This window comes from Phenylobacterium sp. NIBR 498073 (genome assembly GCF_027286305.1).
Lineage (GTDB): Bacteria > Pseudomonadota > Alphaproteobacteria > Caulobacterales > Caulobacteraceae > Phenylobacterium.
Genome location: NZ_CP114599.1, coordinates 2,834,522 through 2,857,845, shown reverse-complemented (window position 1 = coordinate 2,857,845; position 23,324 = coordinate 2,834,522). Strand labels below are relative to the sequence as shown.

General features: G+C 68.7%; 23 protein-coding genes. 4 read left to right on the top strand and 19 right to left on the bottom strand.

Annotation, left to right across the window (positions count from 1 at the left end; genetic code table 11):
• Nucleotides 1-7: 7 nt before the first annotated feature.
• From O4N75_RS14190 to O4N75_RS14155, 8 genes are all read right to left on the bottom strand, one after another.
• Entirely contained in the window at nucleotides 8-757 is a 750-nt protein-coding gene (locus O4N75_RS14190; protein ID WP_269626158.1) for an AraC family transcriptional regulator, read from the bottom strand.
• 123 nt (nucleotides 758-880) lie between these two features.
• A complete protein-coding gene (gene rpmG / locus O4N75_RS14185; protein WP_269626157.1) occupies nucleotides 881-1,048 on the bottom strand; it encodes a 50S ribosomal protein L33 in 168 nt (55 codons plus the stop codon).
• Between the two features lie 113 nt (nucleotides 1,049-1,161).
• Complete coding sequence (locus tag O4N75_RS14180; RefSeq protein WP_269626156.1) at nucleotides 1,162-2,154, bottom strand: FAD:protein FMN transferase; 993 nt, start codon at nucleotides 2,152-2,154, stop codon at nucleotides 1,162-1,164.
• Nucleotides 2,154-2,972 carry a DUF4198 domain-containing protein gene (locus O4N75_RS14175; RefSeq protein ID WP_269626155.1) on the bottom strand — a complete coding sequence of 273 codons (819 nt, stop codon included), beginning with the start codon at nucleotides 2,970-2,972 and terminating at the stop codon, nucleotides 2,154-2,156. The genes O4N75_RS14180 and O4N75_RS14175 overlap by 1 nt, the downstream gene beginning before the upstream one ends.
• Before the next feature lie 11 nt (nucleotides 2,973-2,983).
• A complete protein-coding gene (locus O4N75_RS14170) occupies nucleotides 2,984-3,499 on the bottom strand; it encodes a DUF2271 domain-containing protein (protein WP_269626154.1) in 516 nt (171 codons plus the stop codon).
• A gap of 11 nt (nucleotides 3,500-3,510) precedes the next feature.
• The gene (locus O4N75_RS14165; protein ID WP_269626153.1) at nucleotides 3,511-4,188 is read right to left on the bottom strand and encodes a PepSY-associated TM helix domain-containing protein; all 678 of its coding nucleotides are present in this window, start codon (nucleotides 4,186-4,188) and stop codon (nucleotides 3,511-3,513) included.
• Nucleotides 4,189-4,289: 101 nt separating this feature from the next.
• A complete protein-coding gene (locus tag O4N75_RS14160) occupies nucleotides 4,290-4,958 on the bottom strand; it encodes an NUDIX domain-containing protein (protein WP_269629374.1) in 669 nt (222 codons plus the stop codon).
• Between the two features lie 96 nt (nucleotides 4,959-5,054).
• A complete protein-coding gene (locus tag O4N75_RS14155) occupies nucleotides 5,055-5,483 on the bottom strand; it encodes an EamA family transporter (protein ID WP_269626152.1) in 429 nt (142 codons plus the stop codon).
• A gap of 26 nt (nucleotides 5,484-5,509) precedes the next feature.
• Here O4N75_RS14155 and O4N75_RS14150 point away from each other — a divergent pair, with 26 nt between their 5' ends.
• Both O4N75_RS14150 and ybaL read left to right on the top strand, forming a co-directional pair.
• Nucleotides 5,510-6,196, top strand: a complete 687-nt coding sequence (locus tag O4N75_RS14150) for a phosphatase PAP2 family protein (protein WP_269626151.1) — start codon at nucleotides 5,510-5,512, stop codon at nucleotides 6,194-6,196.
• Nucleotides 6,197-6,313: 117 nt separating this feature from the next.
• A complete protein-coding gene (ybaL, locus tag O4N75_RS14145) occupies nucleotides 6,314-8,278 on the top strand; it encodes a YbaL family putative K(+) efflux transporter (protein WP_269626150.1) in 1,965 nt (654 codons plus the stop codon).
• Between the two features lie 36 nt (nucleotides 8,279-8,314).
• Here ybaL and O4N75_RS14140 read toward each other — a convergent pair whose 3' ends face one another.
• On the bottom strand, nucleotides 8,315-10,018 hold the full coding sequence (locus O4N75_RS14140) for an acyl-CoA dehydrogenase family protein (protein WP_269626149.1): 1,704 nt from the start codon (nucleotides 10,016-10,018) through the stop codon (nucleotides 8,315-8,317).
• 251 nt (nucleotides 10,019-10,269) lie between these two features.
• On the opposite strand from O4N75_RS14140, the gene O4N75_RS14135 reads away from it, so the two are divergent.
• The gene (locus O4N75_RS14135; protein WP_269626148.1) at nucleotides 10,270-11,184 is read left to right on the top strand and encodes a type II toxin-antitoxin system prevent-host-death family antitoxin; all 915 of its coding nucleotides are present in this window, start codon (nucleotides 10,270-10,272) and stop codon (nucleotides 11,182-11,184) included.
• Nucleotides 11,185-11,246: 62 nt separating this feature from the next.
• On the opposite strand, the gene rnr is transcribed toward O4N75_RS14135, so the two are convergent.
• From rnr to O4N75_RS14090, 9 genes are all read right to left on the bottom strand, one after another.
• The gene (gene rnr / locus O4N75_RS14130) at nucleotides 11,247-13,553 is read right to left on the bottom strand and encodes a ribonuclease R (protein ID WP_269626147.1); all 2,307 of its coding nucleotides are present in this window, start codon (nucleotides 13,551-13,553) and stop codon (nucleotides 11,247-11,249) included.
• Between the two features lie 54 nt (nucleotides 13,554-13,607).
• Nucleotides 13,608-16,268: a type I DNA topoisomerase gene (topA, locus tag O4N75_RS14125; RefSeq protein WP_269626146.1), complete on the bottom strand. Its 2,661-nt coding sequence runs from the start codon at nucleotides 16,266-16,268 to the stop codon at nucleotides 13,608-13,610.
• A gap of 88 nt (nucleotides 16,269-16,356) precedes the next feature.
• Complete coding sequence (gene dprA, locus O4N75_RS14120) at nucleotides 16,357-17,448, bottom strand: DNA-processing protein DprA (protein WP_269626145.1); 1,092 nt, start codon at nucleotides 17,446-17,448, stop codon at nucleotides 16,357-16,359.
• Entirely contained in the window at nucleotides 17,445-18,083 is a 639-nt protein-coding gene (gene plsY / locus O4N75_RS14115) for a glycerol-3-phosphate 1-O-acyltransferase PlsY (protein WP_269626144.1), read from the bottom strand. Before plsY ends, dprA begins: the two co-directional genes overlap by 4 nt.
• Nucleotides 18,084-18,141: 58 nt before the next feature.
• Entirely contained in the window at nucleotides 18,142-18,738 is a 597-nt protein-coding gene (locus tag O4N75_RS14110; protein WP_269626143.1) for a hypothetical protein, read from the bottom strand.
• A gap of 131 nt (nucleotides 18,739-18,869) precedes the next feature.
• Nucleotides 18,870-19,412, bottom strand: a complete 543-nt coding sequence (locus O4N75_RS14105; RefSeq protein WP_269626142.1) for a hypothetical protein — start codon at nucleotides 19,410-19,412, stop codon at nucleotides 18,870-18,872.
• 94 nt (nucleotides 19,413-19,506) lie between these two features.
• Complete coding sequence (pyrC, locus tag O4N75_RS14100; RefSeq protein WP_269626141.1) at nucleotides 19,507-20,793, bottom strand: dihydroorotase; 1,287 nt, start codon at nucleotides 20,791-20,793, stop codon at nucleotides 19,507-19,509.
• Entirely contained in the window at nucleotides 20,790-21,380 is a 591-nt protein-coding gene (locus tag O4N75_RS14095; protein ID WP_269626140.1) for a TIGR00730 family Rossman fold protein, read from the bottom strand. Before O4N75_RS14095 ends, pyrC begins: the two co-directional genes overlap by 4 nt.
• On the bottom strand, nucleotides 21,380-22,357 hold the full coding sequence (locus tag O4N75_RS14090) for an aspartate carbamoyltransferase catalytic subunit (RefSeq protein ID WP_269626139.1): 978 nt from the start codon (nucleotides 22,355-22,357) through the stop codon (nucleotides 21,380-21,382). The genes O4N75_RS14095 and O4N75_RS14090 overlap by 1 nt, the downstream gene beginning before the upstream one ends.
• 115 nt (nucleotides 22,358-22,472) lie before the next feature.
• Here O4N75_RS14090 and O4N75_RS14085 point away from each other — a divergent pair, with 115 nt between their 5' ends.
• Complete coding sequence (locus O4N75_RS14085; RefSeq protein WP_269626138.1) at nucleotides 22,473-22,841, top strand: PilZ domain-containing protein; 369 nt, start codon at nucleotides 22,473-22,475, stop codon at nucleotides 22,839-22,841.
• Here the strand turns inward: O4N75_RS14085 and ruvX are convergent.
• On the bottom strand, nucleotides 22,838-23,311 hold the full coding sequence (gene ruvX, locus O4N75_RS14080; protein ID WP_269626137.1) for a Holliday junction resolvase RuvX: 474 nt from the start codon (nucleotides 23,309-23,311) through the stop codon (nucleotides 22,838-22,840). The genes O4N75_RS14085 and ruvX overlap by 4 nt on opposite strands.
• Nucleotides 23,312-23,324 lie beyond the last annotated feature (13 nt).

Genomic DNA, 23,324 nt, shown 5'->3' with positions numbered 1-23,324 from the left:
GCCGAGGCTACTGCGTTTTGGTCTGCGTCTCGCGTTCCTGCCGCCGATAGGCCGCCGGGGTCATGCCGGTGGCGCGGCGCATCGCCCGCGTGAGCGCGCTCTGGTCGGCATAGCCGCAGCGGTGGGCGATTTCGGCGATCGAGACGGGAGAGGTCGCTAGCCAGTTGCGGGCCTGGCGCAGCCGTACCTCGCCGAGCCAGGCACGCGGGCTCGCGCCCAGCTCGGCCTGGAACAGGGCGTGGAGGCGGCTGACGCTGACAGCGGCGCGCTCGGCCATGGCCGCGGCCGTCCAGGGCCAGGCCGGATCTGCCTCGATCTCGGCGGCCAGGCGAGCCAGCCGGGAGGCGGCGCTGGCCGGGGCCTGGCCCAGTGCGTCGATCAGCAGCGGCGTCCAGAGCGCCGCCGTGGCGGGCGTGGCGCGGCCCTCGCCGATCATCAGGCCCATATAGTCGATCAGCTTGGTCGCGGCTGGGGTCAGGTTCACGAACGGGGCCCGGGCGAGCCGTTCGGCCATCTGCGGCGCCAGGTGGGCCAGGTGCAGATCCAGGATCACCGAGCGGTTGGCCGTCCGGCTCATGGTCGAGTGCGGCGTCCCGGCCACGACAAAGGCGGCGCGTCCGGGCGCCAGGCGTCCGCCCTTGCCGTCGATGTCCAGCTCCAGCGCGCCGCTGAGCGGCAGCACCAACTGGTCGAAGCTGTGGCTGTCGGGGCCGTTGTCTTCGGCGTAGCTGCGGATGCTGAGATCCAGAGGCGTCATGGCCCGCATCCTAGCCGATGAGGCGGGGCCGCGACATGCCGGGGCGCATCCGTCGAGCGCACAACGAAAAACGCCCGGCCAGACGGCCGGGCGTTTTCACAGACTGGAGAGCCTGGGGAAAGCCTATTTGATCTTGCCTTCCTTGAACTCGACATGCTTGCGCACGATCGGGTCGTACTTATTCATGACCAGCTTTTCGGTCTTGGTGCGGGCGTTCTTCTTGGTGACGTAGAAGTAGCCGGTGTCAGCCGTCGAGTTCAGGCGGATCTTGATGGAGGCGGGCTTCGCCATGGTCGGTCCTCGCGGGGCCGGTCGGGCCGGCAAGTGTTCTAAAGAGCCGCGGACAATACGAATCTCGAACCCAAAGTCAATGCGGCCTTGGGAAAATCCGCGAGTGTCCTGGCTCAGGCCAGCATCGCCTCGAAGGCGGGGGTGACGATTTCGCGCAATCCCTCGCCATTGTCCACCAGCAGATAGGCCGCGACGCCATGTTCGATGGCGAACGCGGGGCCTTCGTCGGGGCCAAGAACTCCGATCGCGGTGCAAAGCGCGTCGGCGTCGACGCAGTCTCGCGCGACGACGCTGATGGAGCGTAGGCCATTGGAGGTAGGGCGACCCGTGCGCGGGTCGAGCGTGTGGCTGTAGCGCGCGCCGTCATGGTCGATGAAGCGCTGATAATCCCCTGAGGTGGCGAGCGACAGCCCATGCAGGGCCACGCGAATCTGACCGCCAGGCAGGCTCTCGCCCGGCGGCGCGGCGATGTCGGCGAGCCAGGGCTGACCGTCGGGCTTGACGCCGGCGCCGCGCAGTTCGCCGCCGATCTCGACGAGATGGTCCGTCAGGCCCAGATGCGAAAGGGCCCGGGAGACCTCGTCCACCCCGAAGCCCTTGGCGATGCCCGAAAGGTCGAGATGCAGGCCGCCGGGCTGGAACACGCGCGCGCCGTCGCGGGCCAGCCGGTCCCAGCCGCACTCGGCCCTGGCGGCCTCCAGTTCGGCCTCGGTTGGCGGGGGCGTCGGGCCAGCCGGGCCGAAGCCCCAGAGGTCGACGAGCCGGCCGGCGGTCGGGTCGAAGGCGCCGCCGCTCAGTTCGGCCCAGTGCAGGGCGCGGTCCATCACGTGCCGGAAGCCCGGCGCGAGATCCAGCCAGCCGCCGGCGGCGGCGCGATTGAACCGCGAGATATGGGAGTCCGGTTCCCAGTTGCTCATCTGGGCGACGAGACCGTTCAGCAGGCCCTGAATCTGGGCCGGAACGGCCTTGAGGTCGAGCCCCGCCGGCGCGAACGCCTTGACGTTCCATGCCACGCCCATGGTGGGGCCGGCGAAAACGACCGGACGCTCGCCGCGGGCCTGCAGGCCGAGCGGCGAGAGCTCCAGCGGGACGGCGACGCGGCTCATCAGTCGGGCAGGACTTCCAGCGTCGTCACGTAGGCGGCGCTACGCTCGGCGCCCGGAATGCTGCTCTGGCCGCCACGGACGGAGGCTTCCAGCCAGTACATCCCGGCCGCCGGCCAGTTCACCGTGAAGGCGCCGTCGGCGCCGGTCTTGAGCTTCAGCTCGGTGGTCTTGCCGGCGTAGCGGTTGCCGCCGGCGACGACCTCGACCTCGACATTGGCCGCGGGCTTGCCGTCGATGACCAGCTTGAAGGTCGCCGGTTCGCTGGCCACCAGGTCGTTCGGGTGGGTGACCGGGTCGAGCTCCAGGCCCTTGCCGGTCAGCTTCAGAGCTTCCTTGGTGGGCGAACCGCGAGTGGCGAAGACTTCCAGGCGCCGGGCGTTCTCCATGATCTTGACGTCCGTGGCGTCCTTCGGGATCGCGGTCGCCAGGTCGGCGGCCGAGCCGCGCCAGCGCTTCTGCTCGCCGCCCTGCTTGTAGGAGGCGCCGACGCCGTCGCTGACATTGGCGATCTTGTACGTGCCCGGTTGGCTCAGCTGCACGTCGAAGGTGCTGCGGTACTTGCCGGTCGCGCCGTTCTTGATTTCGCCCTTCGAGCCGTCCGGCGCGATGATCGAGATGCCGTCGAGGCGCATCGGCACGTGGTCGAAATAGAAGAGGTCGTTGGAGACAGCGGCGTCGACCGTGATCCAGGGATCGTTGCCCGACAGCACGGTGGCCGAGGGGAGGAGCCACTGGCGGTGCGCGCTGGCGGCGGCCGGGATCGCCAGGATGGCGACGACGGAGACGGCGGCCAGGGCGCCGCGGCGGATCATGTGCATGCTTGTATCCTCTACGGCTTGACGGTGACGCTCACGGCGCCGAGTTCGCTGGTTCCCTTGGCGGAGGAGGTTGCGCGGGCCTTGGGCGGCCATTGGAACGGAGCGCGGACCACTTCGACGCCGCCGACTTCGCGGGCGGCCTCGACCACCAGGTTGTACTGCCCGGCCGGCAGGTTCCCGAGCGGCGCGGCGCCGCCCTTGAACACCACCTGGTGCTTGCCAGGCGCGCGGGTCGCGGCGCTGATCCCATCAGCGGGCAGGCTCATGTCGCGTCCGGCGCGGCGCCACCACTGGCGCATGTCCTTCAGCCATTTCTGGCCTTCCTGGTTCTTCAGCTTGACGTCGTACCAGACGGCCAGGGTCTTCACCGCGGTCTTGTCGGGGGTCTCGATCCAGACGGCGACGTAGGGACGGTGGTACTCGGCGACCGTCAGCCGCGGAACCTCCAGGCTCAACTCCAGGTCCGCCGCCAGGGCGGGGCCCGCCATCAGGCCGGTGAAGGCGGCGGTATAGATCGGCAGACGCATGGGGACTCCGGTCAGTGAACAAAGATCAGGACAAGGATCAGCGGCACGGCGAGGCCCAGGCCCACCAACGGCCAGGTGATCTTGCGCGCCCGCGAATGCAGCTGCAGCAGCACCAATCCGGTGATGCAGAAGACCACGCAGCCGATGGCGAAGATGTCGAGGAACAGACTCCAGGCCGTCCCGGTGTTGCGACCCTTGTGCAGGTCGTTGAGGTAGGCGACCGGGCCGCGGCTGGTGCTCTCGTGGACGACTGCGCCGTCGCCGGCGTCGAAGGTCACCCAGCCGTCGCCGCCCGGGCGGGGCAGCGAGATGTAGGCTTCCGCGTCCGTCCACTCGATGGCGGCGGCCTTGGGCGCCTTGACGCCCATTTCCTTGGCCAGCCAGGCCCGGATCGGATCGGGCAGGGCGCCTTGCTCGGTCTGGGCCGCCTTGGCGATGTTCAGCAGGTCGGCAGGAAGCTGGCCCTCGGCCTCGACCGTCTGGGGCTTGGCCTCGATGGCCCCGGCGTGGTTGAGCGTGATGCCGGTGATCGCGAACAGCAGCATCCCGAGCAGGCAGACCGCAGCGCTGATCCAGTGCCACTGGACCATCTGGCGCATCAGGGCGGCGCGGCGCTGGGCCTTACGCTTGGCCTTGGCCTTTTCCACGTCGATGGCCGCCTTGGCGTCCACGAGCTCCGAAGCCGACAAAATGCTGATCCCCGCAAGTGCTGATAGTAGGTCGCACTATCAAGGGGTGGTTCTCAACGCAAGTTAGTTGAGAACAATTCGCATTTGAAATGTTCCGGCGTCTAGAGGTGGCTCAGCCGGGTGGCGCCGGCGCCAAAGCGCATGAACGGCCGCGGGCGGTCGGGATCGTCCAATCGATGGATCGCCTCCTCGATGACCATGCGGGTAACCGAAGGCAACGGCAGGGCGATGGCCTCGTCGAAGTCGACCCAGGCGATCTCTTCCAGTTCCCCGCAATCGGGCTTGCGCTCCAGGCTGATCAGCCGCTCGGCGTCGGCCATCAGGAACCAGGTGTCGAACCGCTTGGCCAGCATCGGCGGGGTGACCGCGCGGGCCACGATCTCCAGCGCCTCCAGGTCCGGGGCCGCGCCCTCGGCGGCGAACTCTCGCCAGGGGCCGGCCAGCGGGCGGACAGGCGCTTGCTTGGCCAGCAGCAGTCCGGCTTCCTCGAAGGTCTCGCGGATGGCGGTCAGGGCCAGGGCGCGGCCGCGGTTCATTGGGATATGCGCCTCGAACCGAGCGGCGACGTCGGGGCGCAGATCGGTCGCGAACGGCGCGCGGAAATCGCTGCGGTCGATCCGCCCGCCAGGGAACACCCAGAGGTTCGGCATGAAGTCGTGGCCGCCGTGGCGTTTGCCCATCAGCACCTGCGGCTTCTGGCGGTCGCGGCGCACGATGATCAGAGTCGCGGCGTTGCGCGGCTTCACCGCCCGGGCGCCGGGGGGCCGCATGCGCGCCCCTTCAGGGGCGCGGTTGGTCGGAACAACGGTCGTGGTCATGAAACAACTGTATGACCCGATCTGAGTCCTGGGAACGGCGACGTAACGTCAACCTGCCCACGCGACCAGCGCCGCGCCGGCTGCGATCAGCGCCACGCCCGCCCAGCCGGCGGCCGACAGCCGCTCGCCCAGGAAGATCGCGGCGAACACGGCGACCAGCACGACGCTCAGCTTGTCGATCGGCGCCACCCGCGCTGCGTCGCCGAGTTTCAGAGCCCGGAAGTAGCAGAGCCAGGACAGCCCCGTCGCCGCGCCCGAGAGGATCAAGAACAGGTAGGTCCGCGGCGTGACCTCGCCGGCCGGGCGCCAGGCGCCGGTCGCCGCGACGATCCCGGCGGCGATCGCCAGGATCACCAGCGTGCGGATCAAGGTGGCGTAATCGGAGTTGATGTTCTCCACCCCGACCTTGGCGAACACCGCCGTCAGGGCCGCGAACGCGGCCGACAGCAACGCCCAAAGCTGCCATGTAGACGTCATCGGCTTCACCCCCTTGCGAACGCGGTATGATCGAACGCCTGAAATCCCTGATCGGCAAGCTGGAGACCCGCACCCTGGTGCTGCTGGTGGCGCTGGCCGGAGCGTCCTGGCTGTTTCTGATCCTGGCGGGCGAGGTTTCCGAGGGCGGGACCGACGCCCTCGACCGCCGGCTGCTGCTGGCGCTGCGGACGCCCGGACAGCCGTCCGATCCGCTCGGCCCGCGCTGGCTGGAGGAGGCGGTTCGCGACATTACCGCCCTGGGCGGGTTCACTGTCCTCACTCTGCTGACCCTCGTGGCGACGCTGCTGCTGATCTTTCATCAGCGCCGGCGCGAGGCGCTGATCTTCGCGGCCACGGTGATCGCGGCCCAGGCGTCCAGCCAGGTGCTGAAAGCGTTCTACGAGCGCGAGCGGCCCGCCCTGGTGACGCATGGCAGCTATGTCTATTCGCACAGCTTTCCGTCGGGCCACTCAGCGATGGCGGCCGCGGTGTTCCTGATTTTGGCGACCGTGACGGCCAGCGTCGAACCGCGCCGGCGCACCAAGGCGCTGATCTACGGGGTGGCGGTGAGCGGGGTGCTCGCGGTGGGGGTCAGCCGAGTCTATCTCGGCGTTCATTGGCCCACCGACGTGCTCGGGGGCTGGGCCCTCGGCGCCGGCTGGGCGTTGGCGGCTTGGCTGCTGTTGGCGTTGACGGAACCCCGCCAGAGCTGACCACGGCGGGGGCGATGACGCCGATGTGTCCGGCGCGGGTGTTCATTTCTGGTTGATCTGAGGCCCTGCGACCGCAATTTCCACGGTGGGAACCCCTGAAACTCACCACGGAGGCACATGCCCCATCATACCCCGCTGATCGCCACCATCGTCGCCGGCCTCGTCGCCGCATTCGCCCTCGGCGCGCTCGCCCAGCGCCTGAGGCTTTCTCCATTGGTGGGCTATCTGCTGGCGGGGGTGATCGTCGGGCCGTTTACGCCCGGCTATGTGGCCGATCAGAAGATCGCCAACGAACTGGCCGAGATCGGCGTCATCCTGCTGATGTTCGGGGTCGGGCTGCACTTCTCGGTCAAGGACCTGATGGCGGTGCGCAAGATCGCCGTGCCGGGCGCGCTGGCCCAGATGGCGGTCGCGACGATCCTCGGGATCGCCCTGTCGGCGCTGCTCGGTTGGCCGCTGATCTCGGGCCTGGTGTTCGGCTTGGCGTTGTCGGTGGCCTCGACGGTGGTGCTGCTGCGCGCGCTGCAGGAGCGGCGGCTGGTTCAGACCGAACGCGGCAAGATCGCCGTCGGCTGGCTCATCGTGGAAGATCTGGCCATGGTCCTGGCCCTGGTGCTGTTGCCGGCGCTGGCCGGTGCGATGAAGGCCGGGGAAGGGGCGGCCGACCCGCTCACTGCTTGGGGGGTGCCGCTGGGCCTGACCCTGCTGAAGGTCGGCGGCTTCGTCGCCTTCATGCTGGTCGTCGCCCGACGCGCGGTGCCGTGGCTGTTGCACTACGTGGCCCACACAGGCTCGCGGGAGCTGTTCAGGCTGGCGGTGTTTGCGATCGCTCTAGGCGTGGCGTTCGGCGCGGCGACGCTGTTCGGGGTCTCGTTCGCGTTGGGCGCGTTCTTCGCCGGCATGATCCTGGCCGATTCCGAACTCAGCCACCGGGCGGCCGAAGAGACCCTTCCGTTGCGCGACGCCTTTGCGGTGCTGTTTTTCGTGTCGGTCGGGATGCTGTTCAACCCGTTCGTGGTGTTGGCCAATCCGCTCACCGTGCTGGCGGTGCTCGCCATCGTCATCATCGGCAAGTCGCTGGCCGCCTACGCGATCCTCAAGCTGTTCAAGCGATCCGACACGACGGCGATCACGGTCGCCGCGAGCCTGGCCCAGATCGGGGAATTCTCGTTCATTCTCGCCGGCCTGGGGGTCGATCTTCAGATCCTGCCGCGAGAAGGCCGCGACCTGATCCTCGCCGGCGCCATCATCTCGATCATGCTAAACCCGCTGATCTTCGCAGTGGCTCTGCGCACGCCCAAGACCGCGCCCGTCGAGCCGGCGGCCCCGCTGCCCGCGGCGCCGGAACCGGAGCCTGCCAACGACCTGTCGCCAACCGCGCTCAGCGGTCACATTGTCGTCGTCGGCTACGGCCGCGTCGGCCAGGCGGTTAGCGCCGGCCTGAAGAGCCAGGGCAAGCCGTTCGTGCTTGTCGAGGCCGAGCCCGAGTTCGCCGCCAAGGCCGCGGCGGAAGGCTACGAGGTGATCATCGGCTCGGCGGTCGAACCGCGCGTGCTGGAGGCCGCTGGGGTTCCACGCGCCGCCCGGATGTACGTCGCGGTGACCGACGGCTTCGAGTGCGGCGGAGTGGTCGATCATGCGCGCAAGGCCAACGCCCTGCTTGAGATCATCGCCCGCGCCCATACCGACGCCGAGGCCGCCCACCTGATCGCCCATGGCGCCGACCGGGTGGTGATGGGCGAGGCCGAGATCGCCCGCGGCATGCTGGAGGATGAGAGCCCCGCTGCCGAGCCCGCCGGCGAGGTGGTCGAGTTCGCCGCGGGGGCGCCGCGCCTGTTGATTCTGGATGACGCCGAGCGAGCCGTCCTGGCGGCGGTTCGCAGCTTCGACATCTGGCCCGGGGAGGCGATTTCCTGGGCGGCGGTGCACGAGGCGGCGGTGCTGCGTGGCAACAATCCCGAGCGCCTCGAACACGCCTGGGAAACCCTGCGCGCCAAGGACTGCCTGCGCGACCTCGACGAGGACCGGGTCACCCTGACCAAGCAGGGCTTCCTGGCCGCTCTGCAGCCGGCGGCCGCCTAGAGCTGTTTCCGATCTGCTTGGATCGGAAATGGCTCATCAATCTTTGAATTTAGAGCCCGCGGCGGGATCGGCCAGAAGCGGCGCCAGGTCGGGATCCTCGGCCGGAGTCGCCGCCAACGGATCGCGCGGCAGGACACGATGGGGCAGGACCGCGCGCGCCAGCGCCAGGCGGTGGGGCGCCCCGAGCCTCTTGGCCTCCCAGGCCAGGGCGGCGGCGGAGGTGAGGTGATAGAGGGCGCTGGCCGCCTGCCGGGTCTGGGCGACGTCGTCCTGCGCGGCCTCCGTCAGGGCGATGGCGCGATCGAGGGCCGGCATCAGTTCGGCGGGCGCATCGCTGTCGGCGCAGAGGCCGGCGACGTGCCCGCGCAGCACCGGCAGCGAGCCTTCGCGCTGGGCGGCGCGGATCACATCCAGGGCGACGATATTGCTGGTGCCCTCCCAGATGCTGCCCAGGTGGGCGTCGCGCACCAGCCGCGCGTCCGACCATTCCTCAATGTAGCCGCAGCCCCCGCGCACCTCCATGGCGTCGCCGGTCACCTTGCGGGCGTCGCGGCAGGCGCGGAACTTGATCAGCGGGGTCAGGATGCGCAGCAACGGATAGGCGCTTTCGTCGCCGCCGTCCGAGCGGCGCAGCGCCTCGGCGGTCTGGAACATCATGCTGCGCGCCTGCTCGGCGGGCATGACCATCTTCAACAGTTGGCGGCGCATCAGCGGCATCTCGATCAGCCGCTTGCCGAACGCCTCGCGGCGATGGGCGATGTAGAGCGCCTCGGTGCTGGCCCGCCGCATCAGACCGGCCGCCCGCACTCCGTTGGAGAGCCGCGAGTTGTTGACCATGTCGGCCATCTGTTTGAAGCCGGCGCCGGGGTCGCCGACCAACCACGCCGTGGCGCCGTCCAGCGAGATCTCGCCGCTGGCCATCGACTTGGTGCCGAGCTTGTCCTTCAGCCGCACGATCCGATAGCGATTGGCGGTTCCGTCGGGGAGGGTGCGCGGCAGCAGGAACAGCGAGACGCCCTTCAAGCCGGGTTCACCGTCCTCTCGCCGGGCCAGCACCATGGCCAGTTCGGCGTCGGCGTTGGAGCAGAACCACTTTTCGCCGTGCAGCGCCCAGGTCCCGTCGGCCTGCGGCGAAGCGGTCACCGCTGTCGCCCCGACGTCGGAGCCCGCGCCCTGTTCGGTCATGAACATCGCGCCCTGGTTCAGGACGTCCAGGTCCTGGCTGGTGAGCGCGGGCAGGTAGCGGGCGATCAACTCGTCCGAGCCGAACTTGCGCAGCGTTCTGGTCAGGCTGTCGGTCATGCTGACCGGGCAACAGAGGCCGAATTCGGCCTGCACGAACAGATAGGTGATCACGTACTTGGCGGCGGCCGGCATGGCTGCGTTCCAGCCCAGCACCCCGGGCCGGTGCGACAGCGCCGCCAGGCCGTAGTCGCCGAAGGCGGTCTGCTCCAGCCGGCGATAAGCGGGATGGTAGTCGATGCGCTGCGCGTCCTCGCCGCGTCGGGTGCGCGCGCGCAGTACCGGCGGGTTGTGGTCGGCGACGCTGGCCAGTTCGTCCAGTTCGCCCCCAGCGAGGGCGCCGAGGCGATCGAGGTGCGGCTGAAGGTGGCCCGCCAGTCCGCCGGGCAGGTACAGCTCAGCCAGCTTCTGCAGATCGGGGTCGGCGCGAAACAGGTTGAGGCCGCGGCTGTCGGGAACCGCCTGGGCGCCGGTCGGCGGGGCTGGGCTTTCGTACATCGCGTCCCTCCTTGAGCTTTGGAGGGAGCTTAGCGCATCGCGCGCGCTTTCATCGCCTGCGAAGGCGCTGTTTCAACGGCTCCTGCCGCTCGGCGAATCGGCCGCAGTTCGTTGATCAAGCTTGACCATGAATCGTGGCGTAACATTATGAATTATCAAGGTAATGAACTGCGACCCTAGGGCGCAGTGTCAAGTGCGATCGGGTGAACAACCTTCGCCGCACGGTTGGGGTGAACCGGAGGGGAACACGCGTGCTGAAGCGCTTTGACAGGCCCGGGGCCAGGACGACGGCAGCCGAGATCAGTCGGAACTTCGGGCAATGGCAGGATCGGGCGATGCAGGGGCCGGTGCTGGTCACCCATCACGGCCGTCCGAGGCTTGTCGTCCTTTCGGCCGAGGAGTTCGCCCGTCTCGCCGACGACGCCGGCGGCGGCTCCAATCCGGCGGCGGCCGCCGGCGAGCAGGTCGGCGAGTTGAACCGCGACACCTTCATCGCCAACATGTTCGAGGGCTTCGTGTCCTTCGACCGCGACCTGCGGGTGCGTCATCTCAACGCCGTCGCTTTCGCGAGCGCAGGACGGGATCCGCAGGAGCTGATCGGCGCGGCGGCCGACAGTCCGGAGTTCGGAGAGCAGGGCGCGGCGCTGGCGGCGCGCCTACGCCGGGTGCTCCGCACCGGCGAGGTCGTGCAGTTCGAGTCCAGGGGCGTCTTCAACCCCCACCGGCACTACGAGAACAGGGCCTTTCCGTTCCAGGGCGGCGTCGCCCTCATGTTCTCGCAGTTGACAGAGTTGCTCGACCTGCGGCGCGACGCTGAGATGTACTGGGCCCAGACCCAGGCGGTCGACGCGCTGGGCGTGGTCTCGAAGCTCGCCGTCAACGCCATGGGCTACGTCGAGGAGGCGAACGACGCCTTCTGCGACCTCGTCGGATTTCCTCGGGCGCACGTCCTTGGCGCGCGGCTTGTCGATTTCATCGCGCCGCCGCATCGGCATGACGTCGCCCAGACCTTGAACGCGATCCTGCAAGGGCGCGCGGACACGCATGTGGGCGCGATCGAGTTTCTGGTTCGCGACCAGGATCATGTCGCCGTGCGATTGTCGGTCGTTCGTCAGGCACACAACGACGTCTGCGTCGGCCTGGCGGTGGCCTGCGCGCCGGCCTAGAGCAAAGTCCGATCCGCCGGGGCCGATCTTGCCCGAACCGGCGCCGCGTCGGAGGAAATGCTCTAGCGCCGCTTGCCGCGCTTGGGCGGGGCCTTGCCGGCGCCGCCGCCCCGTTTCGGCCCGGTGAACGGCGCGCGCCCACGCACGCCCAGGCGCGGCCGTGGCGCGGTCGGATCGACGGGCAGGGGATCGCTGACCATTTCAAACAGCAGACCGCCGGTGATCGGCGTGGCTTCCTTCAGTTCGACCTGTACCCGCATGCCCAGCGGCCAGCGTCGGCCGGTGCGCTCGCCCACCAGGGCGTGGGCCTTGTCGTCGTGGACGAAGAACTCGCCGCCCAGGCTGGAGACGGGGACCAGGCCGTCGGCGCCGGTCTCGTCCAGCCGGATGAACAGGCCGAAGCGCGTGACGCCGGTGATCCGCCCGGCGAACTCGGCGCCCACCCGGTCGGACAGGAAGGCGGCGACATAGCGGTCGGTGGCGTCGCGCTCGGCGGCCATGGAGCGACGCTCGGTGCCGGTGATCCGCTCGGCGGTGTCCTTCATCTGCGCGATGTCGCGATCGGTGAGGCCGTCGTCGCCCAGCCCCAGCGCGCGGATCAGCGCCCGGTGAACGACCAGGTCGGCATAGCGGCGGATCGGCGAGGTGAAGTGGGCGTAGCGATCCAGGTTCAGGCCGAAGTGGCCGATGTTCTCGGTCGAGTAGATTGCCTGCATCTGGGTGCGCAGCACGACCTCGTTGACGATCTCGGCGTGCGGGCCGTCGCGGGTCTCGCCCAAGAGCTTGTTGAAGCGGTCGGTGCGCGGCGCCTCGCCCTTGTTCCAGGCGATGCCGACGGTCTGCAGGAACTCGGCCAGGGACTGGACCTTTTCCTGGCTCGGCGCGTCGTGCACCCGGTAGATCAGCGGCGACTTCTTCTGTTCCAGGGTCTCGGCGGCGCAGACATTGGCCTGCACCATCATCTCTTCGATCAGCTTGTGAGCTTCGAGCGAGGCGCGTGGCGTGATCGAGGTGACCTCTCCCTCGGCGTTGAGGACGATCTTGCGCTCCTGGCTCTCGATGGCCAGCGGCGAGCGCGCCTTACGGCCCTTCAGCATGGTCTCGTAGGCAGCCCACAGCGGCTTCAGGATCGGCGCCAGCAGCGGGTTCGTCTGGTCGTCCGGGAAGCCGTCGATGGCGCGCTGGGCCTGCTCATAGGAGAGCTTGGCGGCCGAGCGCATCAGTCCGCGGACAAACCTGTGCGAGCGCTTGCGGCCGTCGGCCCCGAACACCATCCGCACCGCCATACAGGCGCGGTTCTCGCCTTGGCGCAGCGAGCAGAGGCCCGCCGACAACCGCTCGGGCAGCATCGGTTCGACGCGGTCGGGGAAGTAGGTCGAATTGCCCTTGTCGCGCGCCTCGCGGTCCAGGGCCGAGCCCGGCCGCACATAGGCGGCGACGTCGGCGATCGCGACCCAGACGACCCAGCCGCCCTCGTTCTTGGGATCGGTGTCCGGCTCGGCATAGACCGCATCGTCATGGTCGCGGGCGTCGGGCGGGTCGATGGTGATCAGCGGCACCGCGCGCAGGTCCTCGCGGCCTTTCAGCGTCGGCTCCTGCGCCGCTTCGGCCTCGGTCTCGGCGTCCTGCGTGAAGCCGGTCGGAATGCCGTGGCTGTGGATCGCGATCAGCGAGGCGGCGCGCGGCTGGTCCTCGCGGCCGACGACCTCGAGCACCTTGCCGCGCTTGGGGCCATATCGGACCTCGGCGGTGACCTGGGCGAGCACCAGGTCGCCGTCGGAAAGGTTGGCGGCCTCGGCCGGGACCAGGGTCAGGCTTTCCTTGGAACGGCGGTCGACGGGCTCGACCCGGACTTGCTTGTTGGCCTTGCGCACCACGCCGAGGATGCGATGGGCGCTCTGGCCCAGCCGCTTGATGACACGAGCCTCGGTCTCGCCGTCTTCCAGGGTTTCGAACCGCACCAGCAGACGGTCGCCAAGCCCGGGGGCGGCGCCGATCGCGCCGGCGCGATCGGGCGCCAGCCGCACCAGCGGCGCATCCTCGCCCTTGGTCAGCTTGACCAGGAGTTCGCCGTCCGGATCGCGTTCGACCACGTCGACGACGCCGACCGGGGGCAGGGCGCCGGCCTCCGAGAAGCCCTTGCGGCCGCGCTTGCCCAGCGCGCCCTCGGCCTCCAGTTGCTTGACCATGTCGCGCAGGGCGCGGCGATCATTTCCCTTCAGGCCGAATGCCTTGGCCATGTCCGCCTTGTCGGTCTCGCCCGCCTCGCGAATGAATTTCAGCAAGGTTTCGCGATCCGGCAGCCCCTGGGGCGGCCGGACGGATTTGGCGGTGAAACGGGCGGACTTCGGAATGCGGGCTTTAGCCATTCCGCCTTGTAACGCAGGAATCGCGCAGCGGTGGCGGGGATTTGGCCCCCGCCGTCACTCCTCGTCCCAGGGCGCCGGGCCGTCGGCGGGAGCCGGCTCGGCCTCCGCCTTGGTCGGCTTCTTCGCAGCCGGCTTCTTGGCGGCCGGTTTCTTGGCGGCGGCCTTCTTGGCCGGCGCCTTCTCCGCCTTGGGTTTGGCCGCGGCCTTACCCTTCTTCTTGCCGCCGCCCTTGGCCTCGCGCTCGGCGATCAAGGCGACCGCTTCCTCGAGGGTGATCTCCTGCGGATCCTTGCCCTTGGGGATGTTGGCGTTGGTCGAGCCGTGCTTGATGTAAGGGCCGTAGCGGCCGGCCAGCACCTTGACGGGCGCGCCGTCGGCCGGGTGGGCGCCGAGGTCCTTGAGCGCGGCGGCTTCGCCGCGGCCGGGACGGCCGCCGCCGGCCCGCTTTTCGGCCAGCAGGGCGACCGCGCGGTTCAGGCCGACCTCGAACACCTCATCGACGTTCGGCAGATTGGCATAGGTGCCGTTGTGCAGCACGAACGGCCCGAACCGGCCGATGCCGGCGGTGATCATGCCGCCGTCCTCGGGGTGCGCGCCGACTTCGCGCGGCAGCCGCAGCAGCCGCAGCGCCTTTTCAAGGTCCATGGCCGCCGCCGACCAGCCCTTGGGCAGGCTGGAGCGCTTGGGCTTGTCGGCCTCGCCGAGCTGGACGTAGGGGCCGAAGCGGCCGGCCTTGAGGAACACCTTCTCGCCGGTCACCGGATCGACGCCCAGTTCACGGTCGCCGCTCTCCTGGGCCGCCTCGTCGTCCGATTGAGCGAGCTGGCGGGTGAAACGGCACTCCGGATAGTTCGAACAGCCGATGAAAGCCCCGAACTTGCCGGTCTTCAGCGACAGCCGGCCGGTCCCGCAGGTGGGGCAGGCGCGCGGATCCGATCCGTCTTCCTTGGCCGGGAAGATGTGCGGGCCGAGCGCCTCGTTCAGCGCGTCCAGCACGTTGGTGACGCGCAATTCGGCGATCTCGCCGACCGCGGCGTGGAAGTCCTGCCAGAACTCGCGCAGCAGCGCCTTCCAGTCCATGTCGCCGGACGAGACGAGATCGAGCTTCTCTTCAAGCGCCGCGGTGAAGTCGTACTCCACATAGCGCGAGAAGAACTGCTCGAGGAACGCGGTGACCAGGCGGCCCTTGTCCTCCGGCACGAACCGGTTCTTGTCCATGCGGACGTACTCGCGGTCGCGCAGCACGGTCAGCACCGAGGCGTAGGTGGACGGCCGGCCGATGCCCAGCTCTTCCATCTTCTTGACCAGGCTGGCTTCCGAGTAGCGCGGGGGCGGCTCGGTGAAGTGCTGGTCGGCGCGGGCGGCGACGACACGCGCCGAAGCGCCTTCGTTGACCTGCGGCAGGCGGCCGCCTTCTTCGTCGTCGGCGTCGTCGCGGCCCTCCTCGTAGACCGCCAGGTAGCCGTCGAACAGCACCACCTGGCCGGTGGCGCGCAGGCCGGTCTTGCCGTCCTCGCTCTCCAGTTCGATGGTCGTGCGCTCGATCCGCGCCGACTCCATCTGCGAGGCGATCATCCGCTTCCAGATCAGCTCGTAGAGCCGGCCTAGATCACTCTCCAGCCGCAGCGAGCCCGGGTTGCGGGCCAGGCTGGTCGGACGAATGGCTTCGTGCGCCTCCTGGGCGTTCTTGGCCTTGGTTTTGTAGATGCGGGCGGTCTCGGGGACGTATTCCTTGCCGTAGACGCCGCCGATCACGACGCGCGCTTCATCCAGCGCCTCGGGCGCGGCCTGCACGCCGTCAGTCCGCATATAGGTGATCAGACCGACGGTCTCGCCGCCGATGTCGATGCCTTCGTACAGTTTCTGGGCCGCCTGCATGGTGCGCTGGGCTGAGAAGCCGAGCTTGCGGGCCGCTTCCTGCTGCAGGGTCGAGGTGGTGAAGGGCGGGGGCGGCGAACGCCGGCCGGGCTTCTTCTCGACCGCGGCCACCTTGAAGGTCGCCGATTCGACCGCCGCCTTGGCGGCCAGGGCGCTGGCCTCATTGCCGAGGTCGAACTTGGAGAGCCGCTTGCCCTCGTGCTTGACCATGCGAGCCAGGAACGGCTCGGCGCCGGCCGAGACGTCGGCCTCGACGGTCCAGTATTCCTGGGTCTTGAAGCGCTCGATCTCCAGCTCGCGGTCCACGACCAGACGCAGGGCGACCGACTGCACGCGGCCGGCCGAGCGTGAGCCCGGAAGCTTGCGCCACAGCACCGGCGAGAGCGTGAAGCCGACCAGATAGTCCAGCGCGCGGCGGGCGAGATAGGCCTCGACCAGCTCCATGTCGATGTCGCGCGGCGACTTCATCGCCTCGGTGACGGCCGACTTGGTGATGGCGTTGAACACCACCCGCTCGACCTTCTTGTCCTTCAGGACCTTCTTCTTCTGCAGGACCTCCAGCACGTGCCAGGAGATCGCCTCGCCCTCGCGGTCGGGGTCGGTGGCCAGGATGATGCGGTCGGACTTCTTGGCCGCCTCGGCGATGTCACTGAGCCGCTTGGCGGCCTTGGCGTCGACGTCCCAGGACATAGCGAAGTCCTCGTCGGGCTTCACCGATCCGTCCTTGGCCGGAAGATCGCGGACGTGGCCGTACGAGGCCAGGACCGTGTAGTCCGAGCCGAGGTACTTGTTGATGGTCTTGGCCTTGGCCGGGCTCTCGACGACGAGAAGGTTCATGGTCGCTCTATATGGGGCGTCTTGGGCGGATCGCCCGAAAATCAAGGGCGCGAAAGGTGGGCGTGGCGCCTAGCCGCTGTCAATGGCCTCATCCGAGGCTCGCGACAAGCCCGCCCGGCAACAGCTCGGCGCGGCCGGCCAGGGCCAGTTCGGTCAGGGCGGCCAGCACCACGGGCGTCGGGGCGCCGGCGGCGCGGACCACTTCGTCGCGCGACACCGGGGTCGGCGACAGCAGCGCGGCGATGCGTTCACGCACCGCGTCGACCTCGGCGTCGGCGACCGGCGGCGGCGCATATGGCCGATCGGGCTCGCGCAGGCCGCCGATACCTTCGAGTGCGCGCAGCACGTCCTCGGCCCCCTCACAGAGCGCCGCGCCCTGGCGGATCAGATCGTTGGTCCCCCGGGCCCGCGGGTCGAGGGGCGAGCCCGGCACCGCGAGAACTTCGCGGCCCTGCTCGGCGGCCAGCCGGGCGGTGATCAGCGAACCCGAGCGCAGTTCGGCCTCGACGACGACGACGGCCCGCGAGAGGCCGGAAATCACGCGGTTGCGCCGCGGGAAGTCGCGGGCGGTGGCCGTGCGTCCTGGCGCGTTTTCGGAGACCACGCAGCCCTCGGCGATAATCCGTTGATAAAGGACGTGATGCTCGTGCGGATAGATGTCGTCGATGCCGCCGCCCAGCACCGCGACGGTTCCGGTCGACAGCGCCCCTTCGTGCGCCGCGCCGTCGATGCCGCGCGCCATGCCAGAGACGACTACGTGGCCCGCGGCTCCGAGCTCGGCCGCCAGGCCGCGGGCGAACCGCTGGCCGCCGGCCGAGGCGACCCTCGCCCCGACGACGGCGATGCTGGAGCGATTCAGGAGGGCGGCGTCGCCACGGGTCCAGAGCAACGGCGGGGGCGGGTCGACCGCGGCCAAGGCGGCAGGGAAATCGGCTTCGCAGGACGCGATCAGACGGGCGCCCAGCGCCTGGTCCGCCTCCAGCTCACGCATGACGTCCTCGACTGGCGGCACGCCGAGCGGCGACACCCGGCCGCCGCGGCGGGCCAGGTCGGGCAGGGCGGCAAGCGCCAGCGAGGCCTCGCCATAGCGGGCGATCAGCTGGGCGAAGGCGACCGGGCCGACGTTCTCGGTGCGCGCCAGCCGCAGCCAGTCGCGACGGGCTGCGGGGGTGAGCGTCACGCGGCGTCTTTTTTCTTGCCGATCTTCGGTTCTACGCCCTTCAGCAGCCGGCCGATGTTGTCCTTGTGGCGGATGTAGATCAGCACGCCCATGAACAGCGCCATCACCGCGATCGGGTAGGGGCGATCAAGCAGGAAGACGTAGATCGGCGCCAGGGCTGCGGCGGTCAGCGCCGCCAGCGACGAAATGCGGAACAGGAAGGCCATGACGATCCAGGTCGCGCCGGCGGCGATGCCGACCGGCCAGGCCGCCGCCAGCAATGTTCCAAAGAACGTCGCCACGCCCTTGCCGCCCTTGAACTTCAGCCAGACCGGGAAGAGGTGGCCGAGGAACGCCGAGCCGCCGGCCAGCGCGGTCAGCGTCGCTTGCGCCTGGCCCCCGGCGTTACGGGTCAGCAGCCAGGCGATGAACACCGCCACCGCGCCCTTGCCGCCGTCGCCTAGCAGGGTGATCGCCGCCAGGTCCTTGCGGCCGGTGCGCAGCACGTTGGTCGCGCCGATATTGCCCGAGCCGATGTTGCGGACATCGCCGGCGCCGCCGAGCCGCGTGGCGATGACCCCGAACGGGATCGAGCCCAGCAGATATCCGCCCACGACGGCGGCTGCGATCAGCACAGGGCTGAGTTGGTCAAGCATCGACGTTCCCCCTAGTTCGTCCAGTGGTAGCTGCGGGTGTGGCGCTCGCCAAGCGGTGTTAGCCGTCGGTACTGCGATCCCATATCGGCTCTGCTTGCGCCGAAGGGCGCCGCCGGATCTCGATCCCGCAAGCTTCAAGGTTGGCCGCCACTTGCTCCGCAGTTTCAAAATGCGTGAGCGGTGAGAGGCGTACACTGCGCAGTTTTCGGCCGGATCGCCGCCGAGTCGTGTGTACGATCTCGATGCTATCGTGCTGGAAGATGAGCCCTTCCTGATAGGAACGAACGATCCGGGCGAAAATATCCGACGTCGCGGTTTTTCCCATCCAGGGACGGCTTGCGTAAAATAGCCGCCCGTCCTTGATCATCACGTCGTTGAAGCCTCGTACTGCCAGCAGAGCGAGCTTGAACGTCGTCACGACTAGAACCAGCGCCAGGCCCGCGGCGACGGCGTGGCCGAAGAATGCGATATCGTAAAACCAGGCCTGCCGTGTCTCCTGCAATCCGACGAACGCCTCGGGGTTGAGCCAGCCCTGTGCCTCGAACACTCGGATATGGATCAGCAGGCCCACGCCGCAGGCCAACCATCCGGTTCCGAGCATGATTGGATTCGCGCGGGCGATGACCTTCGCCGCGCCGGCCGGTTCGCTGTGCATGGTCGCCTAGTCCCCCTGTTCGCGCATAGAGGGTATCGCGCTGAACGTCAAGAACAATGGGGGAACATCGCCGCCGTTGTGTTCATGCTGAACGGCGAGGAGCGAGCCCGACCGGCGCGGGTGCTCACCTTCTAGAAAGGTAGACGCCGTGTCGGCCAGCGGCGGGGATCATTCAAGGTCTCAAAGTTGAACCGCATCTGCTCTGCGATGTGCGGGCCGACCTTGTCTTTGAGCAAGGGGACGGCGATGCCGCCAAGGGCGGCGCCGGCCGGGCCGCCAATCAGTCCGCCATATGCCGTTCCCGCCAGTCCTGGAGCCATGCGGCGTACATTTCGATCTATCGCCTGTCTCCGGGTGAAACCGCGCTCCCGATCAGCTTGATAGCCCGCCCAAGCGTCGACGCCGTCCAGCACGGAGCCCGTCAAGGGAACCACTCGGCTGGCGGATTTCAACGCGGTCTTGGCGATCGGCTTGCCGGCGCGCCTTGCCGCATCGTCGGCGCTGTTCATCACCGCGTCTGCGATGCTCGTCATCGTACTGCCTGTGGAGGCGGTCTCACTGATCTTCTCGTTTCGCTTGGCCTCGCGTTCGGCGCGTCGTCGCTTTTCGTCGGCGATCATGGCGTCGTAAGCAGGGCCGTCAGGATCGGCCGCGCTAAAGGGAACTTTGCCCATTCGGTGCTCGCTTTTTGAATGTGGGAGGGGCGTCAATCGCCCCCACGCACTCTCTCACGATGCGCGAATTTTAAAGAACAAAAAGAGAACCATTTTAGGCGCGATACACGACCCGCCCGTCGACCAGCGTCATCAGCACCTCGCCGAACAGCCGGCGTCCGTCGAAGGGCGAGTTGCGGGACTTCGACTTCAGCTTGTCGAGGTCGACGACGATCGGCGCGTTGAGGTCGCAGAGCACCAGGTCGGCCGGCGCGCCCTTGGCGAGCTTGCCGGCCGGCAGGCCGAGCAGGTCGGCCGGACGGCTGGTGACGGTCCGCATCAGGTCGATCAGCGGGATGCGATCCTGGAAGGAGAGCAGGGCGGGCAGCAGGGTCTGCAGGCCCACTGCGCCGGGCGCGGCTTCGTCGAACGGCAGGCGCTTGTCCTCGGCCGGTGCGGGGGCGTGGGCCGAGACGACGATGTCGATCAGGCCGCTGGCCAGCGCCTCGATGGTCGCCTGACGGTCGTCCTCGCTGCGCACGGGCGGATCGAACTTCAGGAAGGTCCGGTAGTCGCCGATGTCCACCTCGTTGAACGACAGGTGGTTGATCGAGGTCGTCGCCGTCACCGGCAGGCCCTTGGCCTTGCCGCGCGCCAGGCTCTCCAGCGCCGCGGCGGTGGTGACCTGGTCGACCAGGAACGGCGCGCGGGTCAGCTCGACCAGGGCCAGGTCGCGCTCCAGCATGATCTTCTCGGCGATGGCCGGCACGCTGGGCAGGCCCATGCGCCCGGCGAACTCGCCGGCGGTGGCCGCAGCGCCCGCCGACAGCCAGGGATCGGCCGGACGGTGGGCGACCAGGGTGTTGAAGCTCTTGGCGTAGGCCAGGACGCGCTGGAGCACCTTGGAATTGACGATCGGGCGGTCGGCGTCGGTGACGTAGACGCAGCCGGCCTCGCGCATCAGGCCGATCTCGGCCATCCGCTCGCCCTTGGCGCCCTTGGTGGCGGCGCCGGCCGGATAGACGTGGACCAGTTCGATGTCGCGGGTGCGGCGCAGGATGAAGTCGACCACCGAGGCCTCGTCCACCACCGGGTTGGTGTCCGGCTGCAGGACGATCGAGGTGACGCCGCCGGCGGCGGCGGCCAGGCCCGCGGACTTCAGGGTTTCCTTGGTCTCGGCGCCCGGCTCGCCGGTCTTGACCCGCAGGTCGACCAAGCCCGGGGCCAGCAAGGCGCCGGCCGCGTCGATCACCTCGATGTCGGCCGACAGCGCGCCCAGGTCGCGCCCCTGCGCGACGTCGGCGATCTTGCCGTCCTGGACCAGCAGGGCGCCGGGGCCGTCCCAGCCGCTGGCGGGATCGACGAGGCGGGCGTTGACGAAGGCGGTCGGGCGTTGGGTCATAGTTCGGGGCGTCCGATCCATTTCTCGACGACGGGCGGCTTGTAGGCGGCGAGCGCGTCCAGCATCTCGTCGCAATCCTCCCGGAAAATCAGCATGTCGCGGTGGGGCGCGCGCAGGAACGCCTCGCCCACCGCATGGTCCACGAAACCGCGCAGGCCGTCATAGTAGCCGCGCACGTTGAGGAAACCCGCCGGCTTGGCGTGGAAGCCGAGCTGGCCCCAGGTCCAGATCTCGAAGATCTCCTCCAGGGTGCCCGCGCCGCCCGGCAGGGCGACGAAGGCGTCGGACAACTCGGCCATCCGCGCCTTGCGCTCGTGCATCGAGGCCACGACCTCCAGCCGGGTCAGGCCGATGTGCGCGATCTCCTTGTCGGTCAGGGCGTGCGGCAGGACGCCGATCACCTCGCCGCCGGCGGACAGCGCGGCATCGGCCACCGCACCCATCAGCCCGACCTTGGCGCCGCCATAGACCAGCCGCAGCCCGCGTCCGACGATAGCCCGGCCCATGGCCTCGGCAGCTGCGCGATAGGCGACGTCTCCGCCGGGACTGGCCCCGCAGAAGATGCAGACCGAGTTCAGGGCGCTCATCAGTCGTTGTCCAGCCGTGCAGCCAGCGCGGCGAGCACCGCCATGCGCGCGGCCACGCCCATCTCCACCTGGTCCTGGATCAGCGAGACATTGAGGTCGTCGGCCACGTCGGAGTCGATCTCGACACCGCGGTTCATCGGTCCCGGATGCATGACCCGCACATGGTCGGAGGCGAAGGCCAGCTTCTCGCGGTCGAGGCCGAAGAAGCGGAAATACTCGCGCTGCGAAGGGGCCAGCACCCCGTCCATCCGTTCCAGCTGCAGCCGCAGCATCATAACCACGTCGCAGCCGGCGATGCCCTTGCGCATGTCGTGGAAGACTTGAACGTTCCAGCGGTCGACGTCGGTCGGCATCAGGGTCGGCGGGCCGACCAGCCGCACCTCGGCGCCCATCATCTGCAGCAGGCCGACATTGGAACGCGCCACGCGGCTGTGCAGCACGTCGCCGCAGATGGCGATGCGCAGGCCGGCGACGCGGCCGAACGCCCGGCGCATCGACAGCATGTCCAGCAGCGCCTGGGTCGGGTGCTCGTGTTGGCCGTCGCCGGCGTTGATCACCGAGCAGGTGACTTTCTGCGACAGCAGCGAGGCCGCTCCCGACGACGAATGGCGCACCACCAGCAGGTCGGGATGCATGGCGTTCAGCGTCACCGCAGTGTCGATCAGCGTCTCGCCCTTGGAGATCGACGAGGACCGCGGGCTCATATTGACCACGTCCGCGCCCAGCCGCTTGCCGGCCAGCTCGAACGAACTCTGGGTCCGGGTCGAGTTCTCGAAGAACAGGTTCATCAGCGTCCTGCCCTTGAGCAGGTCGAGCTTCTTCGAGGTCTGGCGGTTCAGCGAAACGAAGCTGTCGGCCAGATCAAGCAACCCGGTGACTTCCACGGGGTTGAGATCGACCACCGACAGGAAGTGGCGCTTGGGAAAAGGGAATGTCCTGCCAAGGACTTCGTTCAGGCCGGTCGGTGCTGCGCTCATTAAAGCGCCCTCTTAGAGGCGGCGGCGGCGGGCGCCAAGGGGCAGTCGACTGGGGCCGACGCCCCACTGTGGATCACCGGCTGACTCAGGCTAGGGTCTGGGCTGGAGTTCCTGCATGACACCACCTGATGCGACGCCCACCGAACGCTGGTCGCGGGCCAATGGCGGAATCGAGCGCCGGGCTACGCCGCGCGAACCGGTCCTGCTACCAGCCTTGCTGATTGAGGAGGGCGGCCGCAAACGCCCTTGCGTGATCCTCGACCGCTCCGAGGGCGGACTGCGGATCAACCTGCCGGGCGACGAGGCGGCGCCCGACAGCTTCTGCATTCTGGACCTGGTGACCGGCATGGGGCGCGAGGTGGAGGTCGCCTGGCGCCGGCCGCCCGAACTTGGCGTGCGCACCGTCAGGACTTACGATCTCGACCAACCGCAGGAAGGCCTGGGCGAGACGCTGCGCCAGATCCGGATATCGGTCCTCGGCTAGTCTGCCAGGGCGCTGAGCCGATCGAGCGCGCCCTGCAGAATCCAGGCGGCCGCCATCTTGTCGACCAGCTCGGCGCGGCGGGCGCGGGTGACGTCGGCTTCCTCGACCAGCACGCGGTTGACCGCCATCGTCGACATCCGCTCGTCCCAGAAGGCGATGGGAATGTCGCGCAATCGCAGCAGATTGCGGGCGAAGGCCCGGTTGGACTGGCAGCGCGTTCCCTCGGTCCCGTCCATATTGACCGGCAGGCCGATGACGATGGCCCCGACTTCGCGTTCGTCGATCAGGGCGAACAGGCGGTTGGCCTCGGCCGTGAACTTGGTCTTGCGGATCAGCTCCAGCGGAGAGCCGACCATGCGGGTGACGTCGGAGACGGCCACGCCGATGGTCTTTTCGCCCAGATCCAGTCCTATCAGGGCGGAATAGCGCGGCAAAAGCGCGGGGAGTTCGGTCAGATCGACGACAGCCATGCGGCTTCTTAGC

Excerpts from the sequence above, each read along its gene's own strand:
- O4N75_RS14190 (WP_269626158.1), bottom strand. The coding sequence starts at position 757 with ATGACGCCTCTGGATCTCAGCATCCGCAGCTACGCCGAAGACAACGGC.
- rpmG (WP_269626157.1), bottom strand. The coding sequence starts at position 1,048 with ATGGCGAAGCCCGCCTCCATCAAGATCCGCCTGAACTCGACGGCTGAC.
- O4N75_RS14180 (WP_269626156.1), bottom strand. The coding sequence starts at position 2,154 with ATGAGCCGCGTCGCCGTCCCGCTGGAGCTCTCGCCGCTCGGCCTGCAG.
- O4N75_RS14175 (WP_269626155.1), bottom strand. The coding sequence starts at position 2,972 with ATGCACATGATCCGCCGCGGCGCCCTGGCCGCCGTCTCCGTCGTCGCC.
- O4N75_RS14170 (WP_269626154.1), bottom strand. The coding sequence starts at position 3,499 with ATGCGTCTGCCGATCTATACCGCCGCCTTCACCGGCCTGATGGCGGGC.
- O4N75_RS14160 (WP_269629374.1), bottom strand. The coding sequence starts at position 4,958 with ATGCGGCCCCCCGGCGCCCGGGCGGTGAAGCCGCGCAACGCCGCGACT.
- O4N75_RS14155 (WP_269626152.1), bottom strand. The coding sequence starts at position 5,483 with ATGACGTCTACATGGCAGCTTTGGGCGTTGCTGTCGGCCGCGTTCGCG.
- O4N75_RS14150 (WP_269626151.1), top strand. The coding sequence starts at position 5,510 with ATGATCGAACGCCTGAAATCCCTGATCGGCAAGCTGGAGACCCGCACC.
- ybaL (WP_269626150.1), top strand. The coding sequence starts at position 6,314 with ATGCCCCATCATACCCCGCTGATCGCCACCATCGTCGCCGGCCTCGTC.
- O4N75_RS14140 (WP_269626149.1), bottom strand. The coding sequence starts at position 10,018 with ATGTACGAAAGCCCAGCCCCGCCGACCGGCGCCCAGGCGGTTCCCGAC.
- rnr (WP_269626147.1), bottom strand. The coding sequence starts at position 13,553 with ATGGCTAAAGCCCGCATTCCGAAGTCCGCCCGTTTCACCGCCAAATCC.
- topA (WP_269626146.1), bottom strand. The coding sequence starts at position 16,268 with ATGAACCTTCTCGTCGTCGAGAGCCCGGCCAAGGCCAAGACCATCAAC.
- plsY (WP_269626144.1), bottom strand. The coding sequence starts at position 18,083 with ATGCTTGACCAACTCAGCCCTGTGCTGATCGCAGCCGCCGTCGTGGGC.
- O4N75_RS14110 (WP_269626143.1), bottom strand. The coding sequence starts at position 18,738 with ATGCACAGCGAACCGGCCGGCGCGGCGAAGGTCATCGCCCGCGCGAAT.
- O4N75_RS14105 (WP_269626142.1), bottom strand. The coding sequence starts at position 19,412 with ATGGGCAAAGTTCCCTTTAGCGCGGCCGATCCTGACGGCCCTGCTTAC.
- pyrC (WP_269626141.1), bottom strand. The coding sequence starts at position 20,793 with ATGACCCAACGCCCGACCGCCTTCGTCAACGCCCGCCTCGTCGATCCC.
- O4N75_RS14095 (WP_269626140.1), bottom strand. The coding sequence starts at position 21,380 with ATGAGCGCCCTGAACTCGGTCTGCATCTTCTGCGGGGCCAGTCCCGGC.
- O4N75_RS14090 (WP_269626139.1), bottom strand. The coding sequence starts at position 22,357 with ATGAGCGCAGCACCGACCGGCCTGAACGAAGTCCTTGGCAGGACATTC.
- O4N75_RS14085 (WP_269626138.1), top strand. The coding sequence starts at position 22,473 with ATGACACCACCTGATGCGACGCCCACCGAACGCTGGTCGCGGGCCAAT.
- ruvX (WP_269626137.1), bottom strand. The coding sequence starts at position 23,311 with ATGGCTGTCGTCGATCTGACCGAACTCCCCGCGCTTTTGCCGCGCTAT.